Annotated in this window: 18 protein-coding genes and 1 tRNA gene; 13 read left to right on the plus strand and 6 right to left on the minus strand. The window is 67.3% G+C overall.

All coding sequences use genetic code 11. The features are described 5' to 3' along the window. Positions 1-465: 465 nt before the first annotated feature. From recG to gmk, 5 genes are all read right to left on the minus strand, one after another. Positions 466-2,577, minus strand: coding sequence for an ATP-dependent DNA helicase RecG (gene recG / locus AASM09_RS18130; RefSeq protein WP_049432614.1), 2,112 nt, complete (start codon positions 2,575-2,577; stop codon positions 466-468). 7 nt (positions 2,578-2,584) lie between these two features. Further along, positions 2,585-2,971 carry a RidA family protein gene (locus tag AASM09_RS18135; RefSeq protein WP_005410875.1) on the minus strand — a complete coding sequence of 129 codons (387 nt, stop codon included), beginning with the start codon at positions 2,969-2,971 and terminating at the stop codon, positions 2,585-2,587. A 197-nt stretch (positions 2,972-3,168) separates the two neighbouring features. Continuing rightward, complete coding sequence (locus AASM09_RS18140) at positions 3,169-5,331, minus strand: RelA/SpoT family protein (protein WP_049432610.1); 2,163 nt, start codon at positions 5,329-5,331, stop codon at positions 3,169-3,171. A 105-nt stretch (positions 5,332-5,436) separates the two neighbouring features. Next, a complete protein-coding gene (rpoZ, locus tag AASM09_RS18145; protein ID WP_005410877.1) occupies positions 5,437-5,736 on the minus strand; it encodes a DNA-directed RNA polymerase subunit omega in 300 nt (99 codons plus the stop codon). A gap of 110 nt (positions 5,737-5,846) precedes the next feature. Next, the gene (gmk, locus tag AASM09_RS18150; RefSeq protein ID WP_049432607.1) at positions 5,847-6,512 is read right to left on the minus strand and encodes a guanylate kinase; all 666 of its coding nucleotides are present in this window, start codon (positions 6,510-6,512) and stop codon (positions 5,847-5,849) included. A 292-nt stretch (positions 6,513-6,804) separates the two neighbouring features. On the opposite strand from gmk, the gene fdnG reads away from it, so the two are divergent. From fdnG to selD, 9 genes are all read left to right on the plus strand, one after another. Next, complete coding sequence (fdnG, locus tag AASM09_RS18155; protein WP_152906617.1) at positions 6,805-9,873, plus strand: formate dehydrogenase-N subunit alpha; 3,069 nt, start codon at positions 6,805-6,807, stop codon at positions 9,871-9,873. Between the two features lie 10 nt (positions 9,874-9,883). Beyond that, positions 9,884-10,801 (plus strand): formate dehydrogenase subunit beta, encoded by a 918-nt coding sequence (gene fdxH, locus AASM09_RS18160; RefSeq protein ID WP_049432603.1) that lies wholly within the window; start codon positions 9,884-9,886, stop codon positions 10,799-10,801. Beyond that, entirely contained in the window at positions 10,798-11,445 is a 648-nt protein-coding gene (locus AASM09_RS18165; RefSeq protein ID WP_049432600.1) for a formate dehydrogenase subunit gamma, read from the plus strand. The genes fdxH and AASM09_RS18165 overlap by 4 nt, the downstream gene beginning before the upstream one ends. Before the next feature lie 222 nt (positions 11,446-11,667). Further along, complete coding sequence (locus AASM09_RS18170; protein WP_152906545.1) at positions 11,668-11,853, plus strand: hypothetical protein; 186 nt, start codon at positions 11,668-11,670, stop codon at positions 11,851-11,853. After that, positions 11,834-12,817, plus strand: coding sequence for a formate dehydrogenase accessory protein FdhE (fdhE, locus tag AASM09_RS18175; protein WP_049426703.1), 984 nt, complete (start codon positions 11,834-11,836; stop codon positions 12,815-12,817). The genes AASM09_RS18170 and fdhE overlap by 20 nt, the downstream gene beginning before the upstream one ends. A gap of 3 nt (positions 12,818-12,820) precedes the next feature. Beyond that, complete coding sequence (gene selA / locus AASM09_RS18180; protein WP_049426702.1) at positions 12,821-14,245, plus strand: L-seryl-tRNA(Sec) selenium transferase; 1,425 nt, start codon at positions 12,821-12,823, stop codon at positions 14,243-14,245. Next, positions 14,242-16,173, plus strand: coding sequence for a selenocysteine-specific translation elongation factor (gene selB / locus AASM09_RS18185; RefSeq protein ID WP_049426706.1), 1,932 nt, complete (start codon positions 14,242-14,244; stop codon positions 16,171-16,173). The genes selA and selB overlap by 4 nt, the downstream gene beginning before the upstream one ends. Positions 16,174-16,197: 24 nt before the next feature. After that, positions 16,198-16,293: transfer RNA gene (locus AASM09_RS18190), tRNA-Sec, on the plus strand. A gap of 26 nt (positions 16,294-16,319) precedes the next feature. Further along, positions 16,320-17,399, plus strand: coding sequence for a selenide, water dikinase SelD (gene selD, locus AASM09_RS18195; RefSeq protein ID WP_049426701.1), 1,080 nt, complete (start codon positions 16,320-16,322; stop codon positions 17,397-17,399). A gap of 57 nt (positions 17,400-17,456) precedes the next feature. Here selD and AASM09_RS18200 read toward each other — a convergent pair whose 3' ends face one another. Continuing rightward, entirely contained in the window at positions 17,457-18,317 is an 861-nt protein-coding gene (locus AASM09_RS18200; protein ID WP_049426700.1) for a YicC/YloC family endoribonuclease, read from the minus strand. A 124-nt stretch (positions 18,318-18,441) separates the two neighbouring features. Here AASM09_RS18200 and rph point away from each other — a divergent pair, with 124 nt between their 5' ends. From rph to hemW, 4 genes are read left to right on the plus strand one after another with little or no spacing between them, the layout of a single operon-like run. Continuing rightward, complete coding sequence (gene rph / locus AASM09_RS18205) at positions 18,442-19,167, plus strand: ribonuclease PH (RefSeq protein ID WP_049426699.1); 726 nt, start codon at positions 18,442-18,444, stop codon at positions 19,165-19,167. Then, entirely contained in the window at positions 19,164-19,553 is a 390-nt protein-coding gene (locus AASM09_RS18210) for a VOC family protein (protein WP_049426698.1), read from the plus strand. Before rph ends, AASM09_RS18210 begins: the two co-directional genes overlap by 4 nt. Next, positions 19,550-20,146, plus strand: a complete 597-nt coding sequence (gene rdgB, locus AASM09_RS18215; protein WP_049426697.1) for an RdgB/HAM1 family non-canonical purine NTP pyrophosphatase — start codon at positions 19,550-19,552, stop codon at positions 20,144-20,146. Before AASM09_RS18210 ends, rdgB begins: the two co-directional genes overlap by 4 nt. A gap of 58 nt (positions 20,147-20,204) precedes the next feature. Further along, positions 20,205-21,431: a radical SAM family heme chaperone HemW gene (gene hemW / locus AASM09_RS18220; RefSeq protein WP_049426696.1), complete on the plus strand. Its 1,227-nt coding sequence runs from the start codon at positions 20,205-20,207 to the stop codon at positions 21,429-21,431. Positions 21,432-21,464 lie beyond the last annotated feature (33 nt).

Here is a 21,464-nt window from a genome sequence, read left to right on the forward strand (position 1 = left end):
AAAGCTGATTTCCTGGGGTTGGCGGGGTGGGTCCGGCTGCGGGGGCACTGTAAACCCGTCCATGGGGGCTTGGTCGCGGCTTGCTCGTGTGCGCTGTCCTGCGCACACGGCAAGACCGGGGTTGGGCGTCCTGCCCAACCCGCCCGAGGCATGCCTCGGGCCCATGCCGCTCACACCCCCGCAACCGGCCCCACCCCGCCTTCGACAGACCCTGCAGTCTGTCGGAACGGCGTCCTGCCTTGGTAGGTGTCGACCTTGGTCGACACATCCATGCGATGCGTGGACGAACATGGAAATGATCGAAAAGGCTGTCTGTAGAGTCGAGCCATGCTCGACTCACGCGCGCAGCGCGAACGGCAGCCGAGCACGGGCTCGGCTCTACAGTAGATCCACGCCATGCGTGGATGAGCATGTCGGGAATGGGGTCAGATCCCTTTGCTGCGCAAAGGGATCTGACCCCGTGCATTACGCCGAGGCGTAACGCACGGCGGTGCCGATCCAGCGCTGTACCACGCGGTCGGCCAGCGCGGGTTGCTGGGCCAGCAGGCGCTCGGCCAGGTCGTGCACGCCGGGCAGCAGCCCGGCGTCGCGGGCCAGATCCGCGATGCGGAAGCCGGCCAGGCCGGTCTGCCGCGTACCCAGCAGTTCGCCGGGGCCACGCAGCTCCAGATCTTTTTCGGCGATGACGAAGCCATCGTTGGTTTCGCGCATGGTCTGCAGGCGTTCGCGCGCCATCTGCGAAAGCGGCGCCTGGTACAGCAGCACGCAGCGCGATACCGCCGAACCGCGGCCAACACGGCCACGCAGCTGGTGCAGCTGGGCCAGGCCCAGGCGTTCGGCGTTCTCGATCACCATCAACGAGGCGTTCGGTACGTCCACGCCCACTTCGATCACCGTAGTTGCGACCAGCAGGTCGATGTCGCCGGCCTTGAACGCCACCATCGTCGCCAGCTTCTCGGCGGCTTTCAGGCGGCCATGCACCAGCCCGACGCGCACGCCGGGCAGCAGCGCCTGCAGTGATTCGTAGGTTGCCTGTGCGGGGGTGGCATCCAGCTCTTCGCTTTCCTCGATGAGCGTGCACACCCAATACACCTGCCGCCCTTCCTGGCAGGCCAGCGCAATGCGCTCGATCAGCTCCGGGCGACGGTCATTGTTCAGTGCGACGGTCTGCACCGGCGTGCGCCCCGGCGGCAGTTCATCGATGGCCGAGACATCCAGATCCGCGTATTCGGACATCGCCAGCGTGCGCGGAATCGGTGTGGCGGTCATCACCAGCTGGTGCGGGACGCTGTTGCCGCCCGCGCCCTTGTCACGCAGGGCCAGGCGCTGGTGCACGCCGAAGCGGTGCTGCTCGTCAACGATGGCCAGGGCCAGGTCCTGGAACACCACCGCTTCCTGCATCAGCGCGTGGGTACCGACCACCACCTGCGCTTCGCCATTGGCGACCTGTTCCATCACCTTGGCGCGCGCCTTGCCGGTGACCTTGCCGGCCAGCCACGCGATGCGCACACCGAGCGGTTCCAGCCAGCCGCGCAGGTTGTTGAGGTGCTGCTCGGCCAGCAGCTCGGTGGGTGCGGCCAGTGCGACCTGCTTGCCCTGCTCCACCGCCAGCATCGCCGCCAGCGCGGCGACGACAGTCTTGCCGGAGCCGACATCGCCCTGCACCAGCCGCAGCATCGGGCTGGGCCGTGCAAGGTCTTCGCGGATCTGCTTGAACACACGCGCCTGCGCACCGGTCAGTGCAAAGGGCAGCTGTTTCAGCAACGCCTTGGCCAGCTTGCCGGGGCCGGCCAGCGGTGGTGCATGGTGGGCCTGCAATGCAATGCGCTGGCGGCGCAGGCTGAGGTGGTGGGCCAGCAGTTCTTCCATCGCCAGGCGGCGCTGGGCCGGATGAGTGCCGGCCGCCAGCGCGGCCAGATCGGCATCGGGCGGTGGCCGGTGCACGGTCAGCAGCGCGCTGCGCAGCGATGGCAGGCCGAGGCCATCGAGCCAGCCACTGGGCAGCAGTTCCAGCGTGCTTTCCTCGGGCAGGCGGTCCAGCGCCTGGCCGATCAGCTTGCGCATCGTCATCGGGCCCACGCCTTCGACGGTGGGATACACCGGGTCGAGGCGGTCGCCGAGTTCGGGATCGTCGTTGCGGCCCAGCACCTGGTAGCTGGGGTGGACGATTTCCAGGCCAAGGTGGCCGGGCTTGGGCGTGCCGAAGCAGCGCAGCCGGTTGCCGACCGCGAACTGGCCGACCTGCTGCTGGCGGAAATGGAAGAAGCGCAGCACCAGGGTGCCCTGCCCTTCGTCTTCCACCGCCACCTTCAGCATCGGCCGGTAGCGCATGCCGCGCTCGACCGCGACCACCCGCCCCTCCACCTGCGCCGGCACGCCGTTGCGCAGGTCTTCGATGCGGGTCAGCCGGGTGCGGTCTTCATAGCGCAGCGGCAGGTGAAGCCAGAGATCCTGCAGGGTGGCCAGGCCACGCGCCTGCAGTTTGGCGGCCACGGCCGGACCGACGCCAGCGAGCATCGCCAGGGATGCTTCGCCGGACGGTGACAGGACCGGGGTGACCGCCGCCTTGCGTGCCACGTGGCGGTCAGTCGATGACCATCACCGCGTCGACCTCGAAGTTGGCGCCCTTCGGCAGGCCGGAGACTTCGATGGTGGAACGGGCCGGGTACGGGGCCTGGAAGTAGTCCTGCATGACCGCGTTGACCTTGGCGAACTCGCCCAGGTCGGTCAGGTACAGGCCCAGGCGCACGACCTTGTCCAGCGAGCCGCCAGCGGCTTCGGCCACGGCCTTGAGGTTGTCGAAGGCGCGGCGGGCCTGCGCTTCGACGTCACCGGCGCCGACGATGTCGCCGGTGGCCGGGTCGAGCGGGATCTGGCCGGAGAAGTACACGGTGTTGCCGGCGCGCACGGCCTGCGAGTACGGGCCGATGGCGGCGGGAGCCTTTTCGGTGTTGATGATCTGGCGGGACATGGGTCGCTCCGGTGCGTTGGGGGAAAACAGAGCGGTGATTGTACCGGGTGGGGGTGCATCCACGCATGGCGTGGATCTACGGCAATCCGGTCATGTGATGCGCCGTCTGTAGAGCCGAGCCCATGCTCGGCTGCCTCGGGCTGGAGCAGCCGAGCATGGGCTCGGCTCTACAGAAAGCATCCACCCATGGCGTGGCTCTACTGGCGGCGCACCGACTGCACGACCGACAGGCGGCGCAGGCGGCGCATCACTTCGGCCAGGTGGTTGCGGTCGCGTACCTGGATGTTGAACGCCAGCACGGCGGCGTTGAAGTCGCGGTCCAGGTAATCCACGCGCTCGATGTTGGAGTGGCTCTGCGCGATCGCCGCGGCCAGCTGCGCCAGCACGCCGGTGCCGTTCTCCACTTCCACCACCAGCGAGGTGTCGTAGTCGCCGGAAACGGTGGTGTCCCAGCCGATCGGCACCCAGCGCTCGGGCGACTTGCGCAGCTCGGCCAGGTTCGGGCAGTCCATGCGGTGCACCACGATGCCCTTGCCGGCGGTGTGGTAGCCCATGATCTCGTCGCCGGGAATCGGCTGGCAGCAGCCGGCGAAGGTGACCACGCCGCGCTCGCTGCCGTTGATCAGGATCTTTTCCTGCGAATGGTGGCGCGAATGCGGACCGCCCCGCAGTTCGGCGTAGGCCATCAGTGCCTGCGCGGCCTGGGTCGGCATCCAGTTGCCCAGCGCGACCTCGGCCAGCAGGGCTTCCAGGCGCGGGAAGCGGTGTTCGGTGAGGAACGCATCCAGGCGCCCCTTCGGCAGCCGTTCCAGCGAGGAATCCATCGCTTCCAGCGCGCGGTCCAGCATGCGGTGACCCAGCTGCACGGCGTCTTCGTGTTCCAGCTGCTTCAGCTGGTGGCGGATGGCGGTGCGTGCCTTGCTGGTGACCACGAATTCCAGCCACTGCGGTTTCGGCGTGGCCGAGCGTGCGGTGATGATCTCCACCGACTGGCCCGACACCAGCTTGGTGCGCAGCGGCACCAGCTTCTTGTCCACGCGCGAGGCCACGGCCATGTTGCCGACGTCGGTGTGCACGGCGTAGGCGAAATCGAGCGCGGTGGAGTTGCGCGGCAGGGCCAGGATCTTGCCCTTCGGCGTGAACAGGTAGACCTCGTCCGGGAACAGGTCGACCTTGACGTTGTCGAGGAACTCCAGCGAGGAACCGGCGGCGCGCTGCGAGTCGATCAGTTCGACGATCCAGGCATGTGCACGGCTCTGCGCGCTGTTGGGCGAATCGCCGCCGAACTTGTAGGTCCAGTGTGCGGCCACGCCACGCTCGGCGATCAGGTCCATTTCCTCGGTGCGGATCTGCACTTCGATCGGCGAGCCGTACGGCCCGAACAGCACGGTATGCAGCGACTGGTAACCGTTGGCCTTGGGAATGGCGATGAAGTCGCGGAAGCGGCCATCCAGCGGCTTGAAGGTGGCATGTACCGAACCCAGCGCGTGGTAGCAGCTGGGCACGCTGCGCACGACCAGGCGGAAGCCGAACACGTCCATCACCTGGTCGAAGGATTTGTTCTCGTCGCGCATCTTGTTGTAGATGCTCCACGGGGTCTTGATGCGGCTGATCAGCCGATGCTCGATCCCCTCCTTGGCCAGGCGCTGCGACAGCTGCACTTCCACCTGCGCCATCGCCTCGCGGCGCACCACCGGCTGGCTGCGGATGTGCTTTTCGATGATGGCGTGGCGCCACGGGTACAGCGCCTTGAAGCCCAGGTTCTGCAGCTCGCTCTTGACCAGGCTCATGCCCAGGCGCTGGGCGATGGGCGCATAGATCTCCAGCGTCTCGCGGGCGATGCGACCGCGCGCTTCGCGGCTCTGCGCGCCCAGCGTGCGCATGTTGTGCAGGCGGTCGGCCAGCTTGATCATGATCACGCGCAGGTCGCGCGACATCGCCAGCAGCATCTTGCGGAAGCTCTCGGCGGCCGCTTCCTGGCGATCGCGGAACTTCAGCTTGTCCAGCTTGGTCACGCCGTCGACGAGCTCGGCCACGGCTTCGCCGAACTCGGCGGCCAGCGCCTCGCGGGTCAGCGGGGTGTCTTCGATGGTGTCGTGCAGGATCGCGGCGATCAGCGCTTCCACGTCCAGGCCGAGCTCGGCCAGCACCTGGGCCACGGCCACCGGATGGGTGATATAGGGCTCGCCCGACTTGCGCGTCTGTCCAGCGTGCGCGGAGGCTCCGACTTCCCAGGCACGGCGCAGCAGGGGCAGCTGTTCCGGCGGCAGATAGTGGGCGGCGCGTTCAAGCTGGAGGACGTAGTCGGGTACGGCGGCAGCGGGGGCTGCGGCGACCTTGGCAGTGGGGCCTGGGTTCATGCCCGAAGCCTATTCCAGCGCGACGTTTACGGCAAATCCTGAATGCGAAACAGCCCGCACGGGGCGGGCTGTTCGGCGATCCAGCAATGACGTTGATCGATGCGATCAATCGTCGTTCTTGGACATGTCTTCGTCGGCGACCACTTCGGCGGCGGCCCACTCCAGCGCTTCGCGCTCGGCGCGCTCACGCTCGGCCTTCTCGACTTCGTCGATCAGCGCGTTGTCGATCTTGCGGGCGGCGATTTCGCGCAGCGCCAGCACGGTCGGCTTGTCCTCGGTCTCGCTGTTGTCCAGCGTGGCCTGCACGCCGTTGGCGAGCTGGCGGGCACGCTTGGAAGCCATCATGACCAGTTCGAAACGGTTGTTAACGACTTCCAGGCAATCTTCTACGGTGATGCGGGCCATACGGGCTCCCGGCGACCGGTCGGCCGCTCAGTCGAATGAGGGAAAGGGGACGGAGTGTACTGGCAGGGGCTGGACAAAATCAAGCCAACCCCCACCCGATTCTTTTGGAATCAGTCAGTTGCACCCGGATCGGGGGTCAACAGGGCCTGGATCAGGCCGGCATGGCGGACCTTCTGGGCCTCCCGGCGCAGGCGGCTGGCAGTGAAGATGGCGCACAGCTCGTCCACCGCGGTGTCGAACACCTCGTTGACGATGACGTAGTCGAACTCGTTGAAGTGAAGCATTTCATCGCGGGCCGCGCCCAGGCGCTGGGCGATGACCGCCTCGCTGTCCTGGCCGCGCTTGCGCATGCGGTCCTGCAGGGCCTGCCTGGACGGCGGCAGGATGAACACGGTGACCGTGCCCGGCACCAGCTGGCGCACCTGCTGGGCGCCCTGCCAGTCGATTTCCAGCAGCACGTCCTGACCCGCGGCCAGCTGCGGCTCCACCGACTGCCGGGCGGTGCCCTTCCAGTCACCGTGCACCCAGGCATGCTCGAAGAAGTCGCCGGCGGCGATCATTTCCTCGAACTTTTCCGCAGAGACGAAATGGTAGTGCTGGCCGTTCACTTCACCCGGACGCATCGCGCGCGAGGTGAAAGAGATCGACAGGGCGATCTGCGAGTCACGCGCCAGGGTGGCATTGACGATGCTGCTCTTGCCGGCGCCGGACGGGGCGGCAACGATGTACAGCGTGCCGCGCGCAACGGCGTCCGACGACTTCGACGGGGCGCTCATGCGGCGGATCCAACGGGTTGATTTCGCAAAATTTTTCCTCGGTGTTCCAGATCCGGCGCGGACGATCGCGCCAGGATGGCGGGGGCTGCGCGGAACATCCTGGAACCAGGCCCGGCAGACGCTTCCCCGGGGTGCGGGCACGCAACTTTACCAGAGCGGCCCCTTTTCGCGCCCGTCCGGCCGGTACCGGCCCTAGTGCCACATGGGCATCCGGGGGCCTGTGCTATAACCGGCGCGTACCTACCGACAGCCGGGTGGTCTGCGTGCCGCCCCGCCATCCAAGGAGAACGGCATGCCCTCGATGAGTCGCCGCCAGTTCCTGAAGGTCACCGGGACAACCCTGGTGGGCTCCAGCCTGGCTTTGATGGGCTTCGCGCCCGGCATCGCGCTCGCGGAGGTCCGGCAATACAAGCTGACCCGCGCGACCGAGACCCGCAACACCTGCACGTACTGCTCGGTGGCCTGCGGCATCCTGATGTACAGCCTCGGCGATGGCGCCAAGAACGCCGAGCCGAGCATCTTCCATATCGAGGGCGACCCGGACCATCCGGTCAACCGCGGCACGCTGTGCCCGAAGGGGGCCGGCCTGGCCGACATCATCCACAGCAAGTCGCGCCTGCTCTACCCCGAGTACCGCGCGCCGGGCTCGAACGAGTGGAAGCGGCTGAGCTGGGACGATGCGCTGGACCGCATCGCGCGGCTGATGAAGGAAGACCGCGACGCCAACTTCGTGCAGAAGAACGAAGCCGGGCAGACGGTCAACCGCTGGCTGACCACCGGCATGCTGGCCGCCTCGGCCACCAGCAATGAAACGGCGGTGCTGACCCACAAGGTCGTGCGCTCCCTGGGCATGCTGGCATTCGACAACCAGGCACGTGTCTGACACGGCCCGACGGTGGCAGGTCTTGCCCCGACGCTAGGCCGTGGTGCGATGACGAATCACTGGGTCGACATCAAGAATGCCGACCTGATCCTGATCATGGGTGGCAATGCCGCCGAGGCGCACCCGTGCGGGTTCAAATGGGTAACCGAGGCCAAGGCACACAACAAGGCTCGCCTGATCGTGGTCGACCCGCGCTTCAACCGCTCGGCCGCGGTGGCCGACGTGTACGCGCCGATCCGTACCGGCACCGACATCGTGTTCCTGGGCGGCCTGATCAACTACCTGTTGACCGAGGACCGCATCCAGCACGAGTACGTGCTGAACTACACCGACATGTCGTTCCTGGTGAAGGACGAATTCGCCTTCAAGGACGGCCTGTATTCGGGCTACAACGCCGAGAAGCGCAGCTACGACCGTTCCAGCTGGGACTACGTGTACGGCGATGATGGCTTCGTGCGCAGCGACCCGACGCTGAAGGACCCGCGCTGCGTCTACACCCTGCTCAAGCAGCACTATGCGCGCTACACCGTGGAGATGGTCGAGCGCATCTGCGGTACGCCGGCCGACAGCATCCGCCAGATCTGGGACATGATCGCGTCCACCGCCGGCAAGGACAAGGCAATGACCATCCTGTATGCGCTGGGCTGGACGCAACACTCGATCGGCGCGCAGAACGTGCGTGCCGGCACCATGGTGCAGCTGCTGCTGGGCAACATCGGCGTGGCCGGTGGCGGCATGAACGCACTGCGCGGACATTCCAACATCCAGGGCCTGACCGACATCGGCCTGATGTCCGACCTGCTGCCCGGCTACCTGACCCTGCCGAAACAGGACGAGCAGGACTACGACGCGTACATCGCAAAGCGCACCCAGAAGCCGCTGCGCGCCAACCAGATGTCGTTCTGGCAGAACTACCCCAAGTTCCACGTCAGCCTGATGAAGTCGTGGTGGGGCGACGCCGCCACCGCCGACAACAACTGGTGCTTCGACTACCTGCCCAAGCTCGACAAGCCGTACGACATGCTGCAGGCGTACGAGCTGATGAACGAAGGCAAGATCCATGGCTACATCTGCCAGGGCTTCAACCCGCTGGCCTCGGCGCCGAACAAGGGCAAGCTGATCAGCGCGTTCTCCAAGCTGAAGTTCATGGTCAGCATGGACCCGCTGGAAACCGAGACCATCGCGTTCTGGCAGAACCACGGCGCGCTGAACGATGTCGACCCGAGCACGATCCAGACCGAGGTGTTCCGCCTGCCGACCACCTCGTTTGCCGAGGAGAACGGCGCGGTGGTGAATTCCTCGCGCTGGCTGCAGTGGCACTGGAAGGGTGCCAACCCGCCGGGCGAAGCGCGCAGCGACATCGAGATCATGTCCGAGCTGTTCCATCGCATCAAGGCGCTGTACGAGAAGGACGGCGGCGCCTGGTGGGAACCGGTGCGCGACCTGGCCTGGAAGTATTCCAACCCCGAGGCACCGACGCCGGAAGAGCTGGCGATGGAATACAACGGCAAGGCGCTGGTGGATGTGTTCGACCCGAAGGACCCGACCAAGCTGGTGCGCAAGGCCGGCGAGCAGCTGGCCGCGTTCGGCGACCTGCGCGACGACGGCAGCACCTCCTCCGGCTGCTGGATCTACATCGGTGCCTGGGGCCCGACCGGCAACATGATGGCGCGGCGTGACAACAGCGACCCGACCGGCATCGGCAATACCCTGGGCTGGGCGTGGGCGTGGCCGGCCAACCGTCGCGTGATGTACAACCGCGCTTCGTGCGACGTGGCCGGCCAGCCGTTCGATCCGCGGCGCACGTTGCTGGCCTGGAACGGCAAGAACTGGGGCAGCGTGGACGTGCCGGACTTCAAGGCCGACGAAGACCCTGCCGGTGGCATGGGCCCGTTCATCATGAATCCGGAAGGCATCGCCCGCTTCTTCGCCAAGGCCGGCATGGCCGAAGGCCCGTTCCCGGAGCACTACGAACCGTTCGACACGCCGCTGCGCAGCAACCCGCTCAGCCCCGGCCAGGCGCAGACGCTGAACAACCCGGCCGCCCGCGTGTTCGCCAGCGACCGGGCGCAGATCGGCTCGCCGGACGAGTTCCCGCACGTGGCCACCACCTACCGCCTGACCGAGCATTTCCACTTCTGGACCAAGCACGGCAAGCTCAACGCCATCATCCAGCCCGAGCAGTTCGTCGAGATCGGCGCCGCACTGGCCGACGAGCTGGGCATCAACAACGGCAGCCGCGTGCGCGTGAGTTCCAAGCGCGGCCATATCGAAGCCGTGGCGATGGTGACCAAGCGCATCAAGGCCCTGCAGATCGATGGCAAGACCGTGCACCAGGTGGGCATTCCGATCCACTGGGGTTTCCTCGGTGCAGCCAAGCCCGGCTACATCGCCAATACGCTGACCAATGCCATCGGTGACGGCAATTCGCAGACGCCCGAATCGAAGTGCATCCTGGTCAAGGTCGAGAAGGTGTAGGAGACACGCCATGTCACTGCAATCGCTGGACATCATCCGCCGCTCGGCCACCACCACGCCCTCGCCACAGGCGCGCAGCGCACACACCGGCCAGGTCGCCAAGCTCATCGACGTGAGCAAGTGCATCGGCTGCAAGGCCTGCCAGGTCGCGTGCATGGAGTGGAACGACCTGCGCGACGAAGTCGGCAGCTGCGTCGGCAGCTACGACAATCCGCCGGACCTCAGCGACCAGTCGTGGACGGTGATGAAGTTCCGCGAATACGAGGACGAGAAGGGCAAGCTGGAGTGGCTGATCCGCAAGGAAGGCTGCATGCACTGCAGCGACCCGGGCTGCCTGAAGGCCTGCCCCTCGCCCGGCGCGATCATCCAGTACGCCAACGGCATCGTCGACTTCCAGGAAGAGAACTGCATCGGCTGCGGCTACTGCGTGACCGGCTGCCCGTTCGATGTGCCGCGCATTTCCAAGAAGGACCACAAGGCCTACAAGTGCACGCTGTGCTCGGACCGGGTGGCGGTGGGCCAGGAGCCGGCCTGCGTGAAGACCTGCCCGACCGGCGCGATCACCTTTGGCAGCAAGCAGGCGATGACCGAACATGCCGCCGGCCGCGTCGAAGACCTGAAATCACGCGGCTACGAGAACGCCGGCCTGTACGACCCGCAGGGCGTGGGCGGCACCCACGTGATGTACGTGCTGCAGCACGTGGACAAGCCGGAGCTGTATGCCGACCTGCCCAAGGACCCGCGGATCAGCCCGATGGTGGAGATCTGGAAGGGCGTGGCCAAGCCCTTGGGCGTGCTGGCGATCGCCGCCACCGCCTTCGCCGGGTTCCTGCATTACATCGGCATCGGCCGCAATACGGTCAATGACGAGGAGGAAGAAGAAGCCGAGCACGAGGCGAAGAAGATCGAAGAGGAGCAGCGGCCATGAAGTACGCACCGCACCCGCGACAGATCATCCGCTACCGCGCGCCGACCCGCATCAACCACTGGATCGTGGCGATCTGCTTCGTACTGACAGCCTTGTCCGGGCTGGCATTGTTCCACCCTGCCCTGTTTCCGCTGACGCAGCTGTTCGGCGGCGGACCGTGGACGCGCATCCTGCATCCGTTCATCGGCCTGGCGATGGTGGTGGGCTTTGCGCTGCTGGCGTTCCGCATGTGGCGCGACAACCTGCCGAGCGCCGACGATGGCAAGTGGATGCGCGGCATGCGCGATGTACTGCGCAACGAAGACGAGCGGCTGCCACCGGTGGGCCGCTTCAATGCCGGCCAGAAACTGCTGTTCTGGGCCATCATCGGTTGCCTGTCGGCGCTGTTGCTGACCGGCTTCGTGATCTGGCGGCAGTACTTCAGTCATTTCTTCCCGATCGGGGTGATCCGGTTCTCGGTGCTTGCCCATGCGCTGTTCGGCTGGGTGCTGATCTGCGCGATCGTGGTGCACATCTATGCGGCGATCTGGATCAAGGGGTCGGTGCGGGCGATGACGCAGGGCAAGGTGACCTACGGGTGGGCGTACAAGCACCACCGGCAGTGGTTCCGCGACATCCTGCGCGGGCGGCGGGAACAGGGCTAGCGGCAGGGCCTGCGGCCCTGCACCCGCTTCAGGCCAATGCAACAGCAACAGCGGCTATCCGTAGGACGGCGGGGTGGGTCCGGTTGCGGGGGACGCCGTAAACCCATCCATGGGGGCTTGGCCGCGGCATCCATGCCGCGGACACCCCCGCAACCGGACCCACCCCGCCTTCGACAGTTTCCTGCGATCTGTCGGGACGGCTTTCTGCGCTGCTTTTGGTGGGTGTCGACCTTGGTCGACACGATGAACACGGCAACAACCGAGGGGGTCAGATCCGATTTCCTCTGGAAAACGGATCTGACCCCGACCTTTCAAATGGCCGGCGTCACGCTGGACGCCAGCGCTGACAACGGCGAGGATGGAGGCTGGTTCTTCCGGCTGGCCCTGCATGGCGCAACGCATCCTTGAACCCGGTGAGATCGAGACGCTGGCCTCGCGCGATGTTCCGCGCATCATCCTGCCCGATGCGGCATCGCTGTTCGCCGAACGCGCGGCGCGGCTGCGCAGCCTGGCTGTGCACAGCGCCATCGGTGGCTACCTGCAGCTGCTGGCGGCGCTGGCCGATGCGCAGCAGGCACTGCTGGATGAGTTGACGCCGCAGCAACGCGAGGAGGTTCAGACACAGGCGCGTGCACAGCAGTCGACTGCGGCCGCCAGTGCCGGGATGCCGTTACGCCCGGCCAATACCCTGCAACTCGATGGCTGCTGGCGCAACTGGCTGCGCACGCTGTGCCAGCACTGTGCCGACGAAGCCGGGCTTCCGGTGGAAACCCGGCAGGAGCTGCAGCGCGTCGCCGCTGCCGACGATGCCTGGCTGGATGCGCAGGCCCATGCCGTGCTGGAGCGTGATGACGCGCCATCGGTGGACGCGGTTGCAGCACTGCTGGTGATGAACGCACTGCAGGTCTACTGGGCAGTGCTCGCGGCCAGCTTCCGGCCCACCGACCTCAAGCCACTGGCGGATGCGCCGGGGCTGTGCCCGCTGTGCGGCACGCTGCCGGTGGCCAGCGTGGTGCAGGCGCGCCCGCCCTACGCCTCCTATCGTTACCTGTCATGCTCGCTGTGCGCCTGCCAGTGGCATTACGTGCGCGTGCAGTGCAGCCAGTGTGGTGCCGCCGGCAAGGACATCGCGTATCGCGCCTTGGCCGAGGTGGACGGCGACAGCGGCGAGGCGGTGCGCGAGAGTGCGGTGCGTGCCGAGACGTGCGACCACTGCCACAGTTATCGCAAGATCCTGTATCTGGAGAAAGACCCGTCACTGGAGCCGGCGGCTGATGACCTCGGCACACTGGCGCTGGATCTGCTGCTGGCCGAGGAAGGCTATGCGCGTTCCAGCCAGAATCCGCTGCTGTGGCAATCCGACAGCGACTGATCGATGGCTGCCATGTCCCTCCCCCCGGCATCGGTCGCCGCCCTGCCCTCGCTGGACCGGTTGCTGCGCCTGCCTGCACTGGCAGCACTGATCGAACGCCACGGCCGCAGCCGCATCACCCAGCTGCTGCGTTCGCACCTGCAGGGGCTGCGCGACCGTATCGGCGCCGGCCAGCTGTCGACCGCGCAGCTGCAGGAAGTGGTTGGCGGTCCGGCGCTGGTTGCGGCGGTCGAGGCCGCGCTAGCGGCCGATGCACGGCTGGATCTGCAGCCGATGTTCAATCTGACCGGCACCGTGCTGCACACCAATCTCGGCCGCGCATTGCTGCCCGATGCCGCCGTGCACGCGGTCAGCCGCGCGATGACCGCGCCGGTGGATCTGGAGTTCGACGTCATCCGTGGCCGTCGCGGCGACCGCGATGCACGGGTGCAGGCATTGATCTGCGAGCTGACCGGCGCCGAAGCCGCCACCGTGGTCAACAACAATGCGGCAGCGGTCCTGCTGCTGCTCAACAGCCTGGCCAACCGCCGTGAGGTGGTGGTGTCGCGCGGCGAGCTGGTGGAGATCGGCGGCGCTTTCCGCATCCCGGATGTGATGCGCAGCGCGGGCGCGCGGCTGCTGGAAGTGGGCACCACCAATCGCACACACCCGACCGACTTCACCAACGCCATCGGCGCGCGCACAGCGCTGCTGATGGAGGTGCATGCCAGCAACTACGCAATCACCGGTTTTACTGCCAAAGTTGACACTGCGACGATGGCGGACATCGCGCACGAACATGGCTTGCCGTTGGTCGTGGACCTGGGCAGTGGCAGCCTGTGCGATCTGGCGGCCTTCGGGCTGCCGCACGAGCCCACCGTGCAGGAAGCGCTGGCCGCTGGCGCCGATCTGGTTTCGTTCAGTGGCGACAAGCTGCTGGGTGGTCCCCAGGCCGGCATCATCGCCGGCCGCGCTGACCTGATTGCGCGGATCAACCGCAACCCGCTCAAGCGGGCACTGCGCATGGACAAGATGGGCCTGGCCGCACTGGAAGCGGTGCTGGCCCTGTACCGCGAACCGGAGCTGCTGGCGCAGCGGCTGCCGACCCTGCGTATCCTGTCGCGTACGCACGACGATGTTTCTGCGCAGGCGCAGCGTCTGCTGCCGCAGGTGCGCGCCGGGCTGGCAGCAGACTACAGCGTCGAATGTGCAGCGATGCACAGCCAGATCGGCAGCGGCGCGCAGCCACAGGCGCAGCTGGCCAGCGCCGGACTGCGCATTGCCAGCGCACGCCGTGGCGGACTGGATCGCCTGGCCAAGCGCTTGCGTCAGCTACCACGCCCGGTGCTGGGCCGCATTGCCGATGACGCGTTGTGGCTGGACCTGCGCTGCCTGGAACCCGGGGACGAAGCGGCCTTCCTCGCCCAATGGAGCGCGCTGCAGGCATGATCGTCGGCACCGCCGGGCATATCGACCATGGCAAGACCAGCCTGGTGCGGGCACTGACCGGCATCGAAACCGATCGCCTGCAGGAAGAGCGTACGCGCGGCATTTCCATCGAACTGGGCTACGCCTATGTTCCGGTGGAAGCCGCGGACGGCGAAGCCCCCGCAACCACGCTGGGCTTCGTTGATGTGCCCGGCCATGAGCGCTTCGTGCACACGATGGTGGCCGGTGCGACGGGCATCGATGTTGCCCTGCTGGTGATCGCCGCCGACGACGGCGTGATGCCGCAGACCCGTGAGCACCTGGCGATCCTGCAGCTTCTGGGCGTGGACCGCGGTGCGGTGGCCCTGACCAAGATCGACCGCGTGGATGCCGCGCGCCAGGCCCGGCTCGAGATCGAGATCGCTGCCCTGCTGGCCGGCACGCCGCTGCAGGATTCCCCTGTATTCACCTGCAACAGCACCGCACCCAACGATGCTGGCATCAACGCACTGCGTGCCCAGCTGCATGCCTGGGCCGCAGCCGATGCCAGCGCGCGGCAGGCCAGGCTGCGCGGCGAACTGTTCCGCATGCCGGTGGACCGCGTGTTCTCGCTGGCCGGCCACGGCACGCTGGTGACTGGCGCTGTGCACGGCGGCATCGCCACTGTTGGCGAGCACCTGCAGCTGATGCCAGGCGCCACCGACGTACGCGTGCGAAGCATCCACGCGCAGAACCAGGCCAGCGACCACGCGATGGCCGGGCAACGCTGCGCGTTGAACCTGGCCGCAATCGCCCGCGACGACATCCACCGCGGCGACTGGATCGCCGACCCGCGCGCACTGCTGGCCACCACCCGCGTTGATGTGCGCCTGCGGCTCTCCGCGCTGGCACCGCCGCTGCGCGACTGGGCGCCGCTGCATATCCACTGGGGCACGATGCACCGGCAGGCCCATGCAGTGCTGCTGGAAGATCGTGACCACGGCAATGGACAGCTCGTGCAGCTGGTGTTCGACGCGCCGGTATGCGCGATGTGCGGCGATCGCTTCATTGCCCGCGATTCGGCGGCAACCCGTACGCTGGGCGGCGGTGTGGTACTCGATCCGGATCCGCCACAACGGCGGCGGCGCAGCCCTGCACGCCTGGCGTGGCTGGTGGCGCTGGAACAGCTGGCCACCAGCGCAGATGTTGGCCCGCTGCTTCAGCAGGCGCCCTCCGGAATTCCATTGGCCGCGCTGCAGCGCTACTGCCGGCGCGCCGCCGAACAGATCGATCTTCCTGCAGGCGCGCAGCGCATCGCCACCCGCGACGCCACTGTGGTCATCCTCGCTGCGCACTGGCAGGTGCTGCGCGAACAGGTAATCGCCTCACTGCGTGGCTGGCATGAACGACGCCCTGACGAACCCGGTGTCGACAGCGGGCGCCTGCAGCGCAGCACCCTGCCTGCGCTGGCAACGAGCCTGTGGAACGCGCTGCTCCAGGACCTGCTGGACGACGGCAGCGTGCAGCGCGTGGGCGCCTGGTGGCGCCTGCCCGGCCATGACCACGCGCCACCGGAACGCGAGCGCCTGCTGCTCGAACGCGTGCTGCCGCAGCTGCATGACGGCGGTTTCGATCCGCCATGGGTGCGCACCCTGGCCGCCGGCTTCGGTCTGGTCGAAGACGAGGTCCGCGCCGCCCTGCGCCGCGCCGCAGCGCGCGGTGAACTGTTCCAGGTAGTACCGGACCTGTTCTATGCGCCGGCCCGCATTGCCGAGCTGGCCGCGATCGTCGCGCAGCTGTCGCAGGCCACCGGCACGGTGGATGCGGCCGCTTTCCGCGATGCCATCGGCCTGGGCCGCAAGCGCAGCATCCAGATCTTGGAGTTCTTCAATCGCGTTGGCTACACTCGACGCGTCGGTGACCAGCATCGGCCACGCGGCGATCTGCAATGGAACGCAGCCCGCGACTGAGTCGACCGGTACCGCGGTACTTTCGGAAGGCATGCGCATCCGGGCATGCGGCTGGGCTTCAAACCCAGTAGGGGGCGTCGATCGTTCCCTGGTAGGTTCGACTCCTGCTGCCTTCCGCCATTCGTGTTTCCGCAGGAGATGTCGGCATGGCCACGCACGCGCAGTCCCCCGCTCCTTCAACGGCCGATGCCCCGCAACGCCTGACCTCGCTGGCGCACGGCGGCGGCTGCGGCTGCAAGATCGCGCCGGGCGTACTGACGGAACTGCTGCGCGGCGCTCCAGCGCTTCCGGCACCAGCTGAACTGCTGGTCGGCCGCGAGACCAGCGACGATGCGGCGGTATACCGCCTTGATGACCACCAGGCGATCGTCGCCACCACCGATTTCTTCATGCCGATTGTCGACGACCCGTTCGACTTCGGCCGCATCGCCGCCACCAATGCGTTGTCGGACCTGTACGCGATGGGCGCACGGCCATTGTTCGCACTGGCCATCGTCGGCATGCCGATCAACACCCTGCCGCAGGACACCATCCGCAGCATCCTGCAGGGCGGCGAACGCGCCTGCGCCGATGCCGGCATCGTGGTGGCTGGTGGCCACAGCATCGATTCGGTGGAACCCATCTATGGCCTGGCCGCGATCGGCATGCTCGATCCACAGCGACTCAAGCGCAATGCCGATGCCCGCGCCGGCGACGTGCTGGTTCTGGGCAAGCCGTTGGGCGTGGGCGTGTATTCGTCAGCACTGAAAAAAGAAGTGCTGGATGCCGACGGCTACCAGCAGATGCTCGAGTCGACCACCCGACTTAACACCGTGGGCGTCCCGCTGGCCGCACTGGACGGCGTGCACGCGATGACCGACGTGACCGGTTTCGGCCTGCTCGGCCACCTGCTGGAAGTGTGCCGCGCCAGTGGTGTCGCTGCCGAGGTGGACAGTGCCCAGGTGCCGCTGCTGCCTCAGGCCCTGCAACTTCTGCAGCACGGCTGCGTGACCGGCGCGTCCCACCGCAACTGGGCCTCGTATGGCGCCGACGTGCGCTTCGCCGACGGGTTGCCAGCACACTGGCAGCCACTGCTGACCGACCCGCAGACCAGCGGCGGCCTGCTGGTGTCCTGTGCCCCGGAAGCAGTGGATGCGGTGCTGGCCTGTTTCCACGACGCAGGGTTCGGCCACGCGGCCGTGATCGGCGGCTTGAGCACTGGAACACCGGGCGTCAGCCTGCGCTGATGCGCGGGAACGACAAGGGCGCCCGAAGGCGCCCTTGTCGTTTCGCTGGGTGCAGCATCACTCGATGTTCTGCACCTGCTCGCGGATCTGGTCGATCAGCACCTTCAGTTCCACCGCCGCATTGGACGTGCGGCTGTCCACCGACTTCGAACCCAGCGTATTGGCTTCGCGGTTGAACTCCTGCAGCAGGAAGTCCAGGCGGCGGCCGACCGGCTCGCGCTGCTTGAGCACGCGGCGGATCTCGACGATGTGGCTGCCGAGGCGGTCCAGTTCTTCATCCACGTCCAGCTTCTGCAGCCACAGCACCAGCTCCTGCTCGGCACGGCCCGGGTCGACCGGGTGCGGCAGGTCAGCCAGGCGTGCGGCCAGCTTGGCGCGCTGGCCGTCGCGAATGGCCGGAATCAGGGTGCGCACTTCGGTGGCGATGCGTTCGATGCCGTCCACCCGCTCGCTGATGGCGGCGGACAGCTTTCCGCCTTCACGCTCGCGGGCCTCGACGAAGCCGTCCAGCACCTGGTCCAGCAGGGCCAGTGCCTCGGCCTGCAGGGCAGCGGCATCGGTGGCCTCGCCGCGGGTCACGCCCGGCAGCTGCAGCAGGTCGGTGAAGCTGACCTGCAGGTTGGGGAAATCCGAGGTCAGCCGGTGCGCCAGGCGTCCCAGCTGGCCCAGCAGGGCTTCATCCACCTGCAGGTTGGCCGCCGCTTCCGGCGCACGCAGGCGCATCACCAGATCCAGCTTGCCGCGGCTCAGGCGCGCGGCAATGCGCTCGCGCAGCTGCGGTTCCAGCGCCCGCAGTTCCTCGGGCAGGCGGGTGCCGACCTCCAGGAAGCGGTGGTTGACCGAGCGCAGCTCGCAGCCCAGCGTGCCCCACGGGGTGACCCGCTCGCCGCCGGCGTAGGCGGTCATGCTTCGAATCATGGATTGTGTCCGGTGCGTGCAAAGGGGGAATGGTACCCTAGCGCCCTCACCAGAGCCCCCTCGCCCGCCCCGTGAAGGCCGCGGGCGTGGCGGCGTACTCCCTCGCCACTACGGAACCCGCACCATGTCCGATTCCCGCCCCAGCGGCCGCCAGCCCGACCAGCTCCGCCCGGTCGTCATCCAACGCGGCTTCACCCGCCACGCCGAAGGTTCGGTGCTGGTGTGCTTCGGTGAAACCCGTGTGCTGTGCACCGCCAGCGTCGAGAACCGCGTGCCGGGCTTCCTGCGCGGCAAGGGCGAGGGTTGGGTCACCGCCGAGTACGGCATGCTGCCGCGCGCCACCCACACCCGCAGCGACCGTGAAGCGGCCCGTGGCAAGCAGGGGGGCCGCACGCTGGAGATCCAGCGCCTGATCGGCCGCAGCCTGCGCGCCTGCGTGGACCGCAACGCGCTGGGCGAACGCACCATCACCCTGGACTGCGACGTGCTGCAGGCCGACGGTGGCACCCGCACCGCCGCCATCACCGGCGCCTACGTGGCCCTGGTCGATGCGGTGAACGTGCTGATGAAGCGCGGCGACATCAAGCGCAACCCGATCCTGGGCGCGGTGGCCGCCGTGTCGGTGGGCGTGTACCGCGGCACCCCGGTGCTGGACCTGGACTACGCCGAAGACAGCGACTGCGACACCGACATGAACGTGGTGATGAACGACGGTGGCGGCTTCATCGAGCTGCAGGGCACCGCCGAAGGCCATGCCTTCCGCCGCGACGAACTGGACGCGCTGCTGGGCCTGGCCGAAAAGGGCGTGGCCGAACTGCTGGCCGCACAGCAGGCGGCGCTGTCGGCATGAACCGGCGCCTTGCCCTGACCACCCTGGTGGTGGCCGATTACGACGAAGCCATCGCCTGGTACACCGGCAAGCTCGGCTTCACGCTGCTGGAAGACATCGACCAGGGCCACAAGCGTTGGGTGGTGGTCGGCCCGACCGACGGCAGCGCCGCCGCCCTGCTGCTGGCGCGTGCCAGCGACGAGGAACAGCGCAGCCGCATCGGCAACCAGACCGGTGGCCGGGTAGCCTTCTTCCTCAACACCGACGACTTCCACCGCGACCACGCGGCGATGCTGGCCGCCGGCGTCGAGTTCCTGGAAGCGCCGCGCGAAGAACCCTATGCAACGGTTGCGGTGTTCCGCGATCTGTATGGCAACACCTGGGACCTGCTGGAGCCCCGTCAATGAAGAAACTGGTACTGGCCAGCCACAACGCCGGCAAGCTGGTGGAGATGCAGGAGATCCTTGCCGACCTGCCGCTGCAGATCACCTCGGCCGCCGAACTCGGCCTGGGTGACGTGGAAGAAACCGGCCTGACCTTCGTCGAGAACGCGCTGCTGAAGGCGCGCGCGGCCTGCGAAGCAACCGGCCTGCCGGCGCTGGCCGATGATTCGGGCCTGATCGTCGATGCCCTCGGCGGTGCGCCGGGCCTGTACAGCGCGCGCTATGCCGGCCACCCGACCAACGCGGCGGCCAACAATGCCAAGCTGCTGGAAGCGATGGCCGATATTCCCGATGGCCAGCGCAGCGCCCGCTTCTATGCGGTGATCGTGCTGCTGCGCCACGCCACCGACCCGCAGCCGCTGATCTGCGAAGGCCGCTGGGAGGGCCAGATCATCCGCGAGCTGCGCGGCACGAATGGTTTCGGCTACAACCCGGTGTTCATGGACACCACCCACGGCCTGACCGCCGCGGAAATGGAGCCGGCGCTGAAGAACGCCATCAGCCACCGCGCCCTCGCCCTGCAGCAGCTCAAGCAGCGGCTGGCGACCCTGTACTGACGCCCCACCTGATCGAACCAGGGAAGCCGGCCAGCGGCCGGCACTACCGAAGAAGCCCATGCCGCACGCCCACGACCACTGCAACCACCTGCCCGGCGAAGCCTGCTCCGCTGACCACGACAGCCCGCCGCGGCTGGTGCCGCCACCGCTGTCGCTGTACGTGCACCTGCCATGGTGCGTGCGCAAATGCCCGTACTGCGATTTCAATTCGCACCAGGCCAAGGGCGAGCTGCCGTTCGATGCCTACATCGATGCACTGCTGCGCGACCTGGACCAGGACCTGCCGCTGGTCTGGGGCCGGGTGGTGCACAGCGTATTCTTTGGCGGCGGTACACCCAGCCTGTTCCCGCCGGAAGCGATCGACCGCTTCCTGCAGCAGGCCAGCGCGCGCCTGCGTTTCGCGCCCAATGCCGAGATCACCCTGGAGACCAACCCGGGCACCGCCGAGCACGGCCGTTTCGACCGCTATCGCGCGGCCGGCGTGAACCGCCTCAGCTTCGGCATCCAGAGTTTCGACGACGCGATGCTCAAGCGCCTGGGCCGCATCCACGACAGTGGCGAAGCCGAGCGCGCGGTGAAGATGGCGCAGGACGCGGGCTACGACAACTTCAACATCGACCTGATGTACGCGCTGCCGGAACAGACCCTGGCCGGTGCAGAGGCCGACCTGGAGCGCGCCTTCGCGCTGCAGCCGGCGCACATCTCGCATTACCAGCTCACCCTCGAGCCGAACACGGTGTTCTTCGCACGGCCGCCGCAGGGCATTCCCGATGAAGACAACGCCTGGGACATGCAGGAGCACTGCCAGGCACTGCTCGCGCAGGCCGGTTTCGGCCAGTACGAAGTCAGCGCCTATGCGCGACCCGGCCGGCAGAGCGCGCACAACCTGAACTACTGGCGCTTCGGCGATTACCTGGGCATCGGTGCCGGTGCGCACGGCAAGATCAGTTCAGGCGCCGAAGAACACGTGCTGCGCCGCTGGAAGCTGAAGCACCCGCAGGCCTACCTGGACAGCGCGGGTACCCCGGCCTCGCTCGGTGGCGACGATGTGATCGCGCCGGAGCGCCTACCGTTCGAGTACATGCTGAACCTGCTGCGCCTGCACGAAGGTTTCAGCCTGCGCGATTTCGAGTCGCGCACCGGTCTGCCGTGCAGCGTGCTGGACGCACCACTGGCCGAGGCCGTCCAGCGTGGCTGGCTGCAGCTGGCGGATGGCCATGTGCAGCCGACCGAACTGGGTCGCCGCTTCACCAACGATGTGGTGAGCCTGTTCCTGGAGGATTGATCCTGCCGCCGGGCATGGTCCGGCGGATGCGGT

The organism is Stenotrophomonas maltophilia (assembly GCF_039555535.1).
In the GTDB taxonomy this organism is placed as follows: Bacteria; Pseudomonadota; Gammaproteobacteria; order Xanthomonadales; family Xanthomonadaceae; genus Stenotrophomonas; species Stenotrophomonas maltophilia_Q.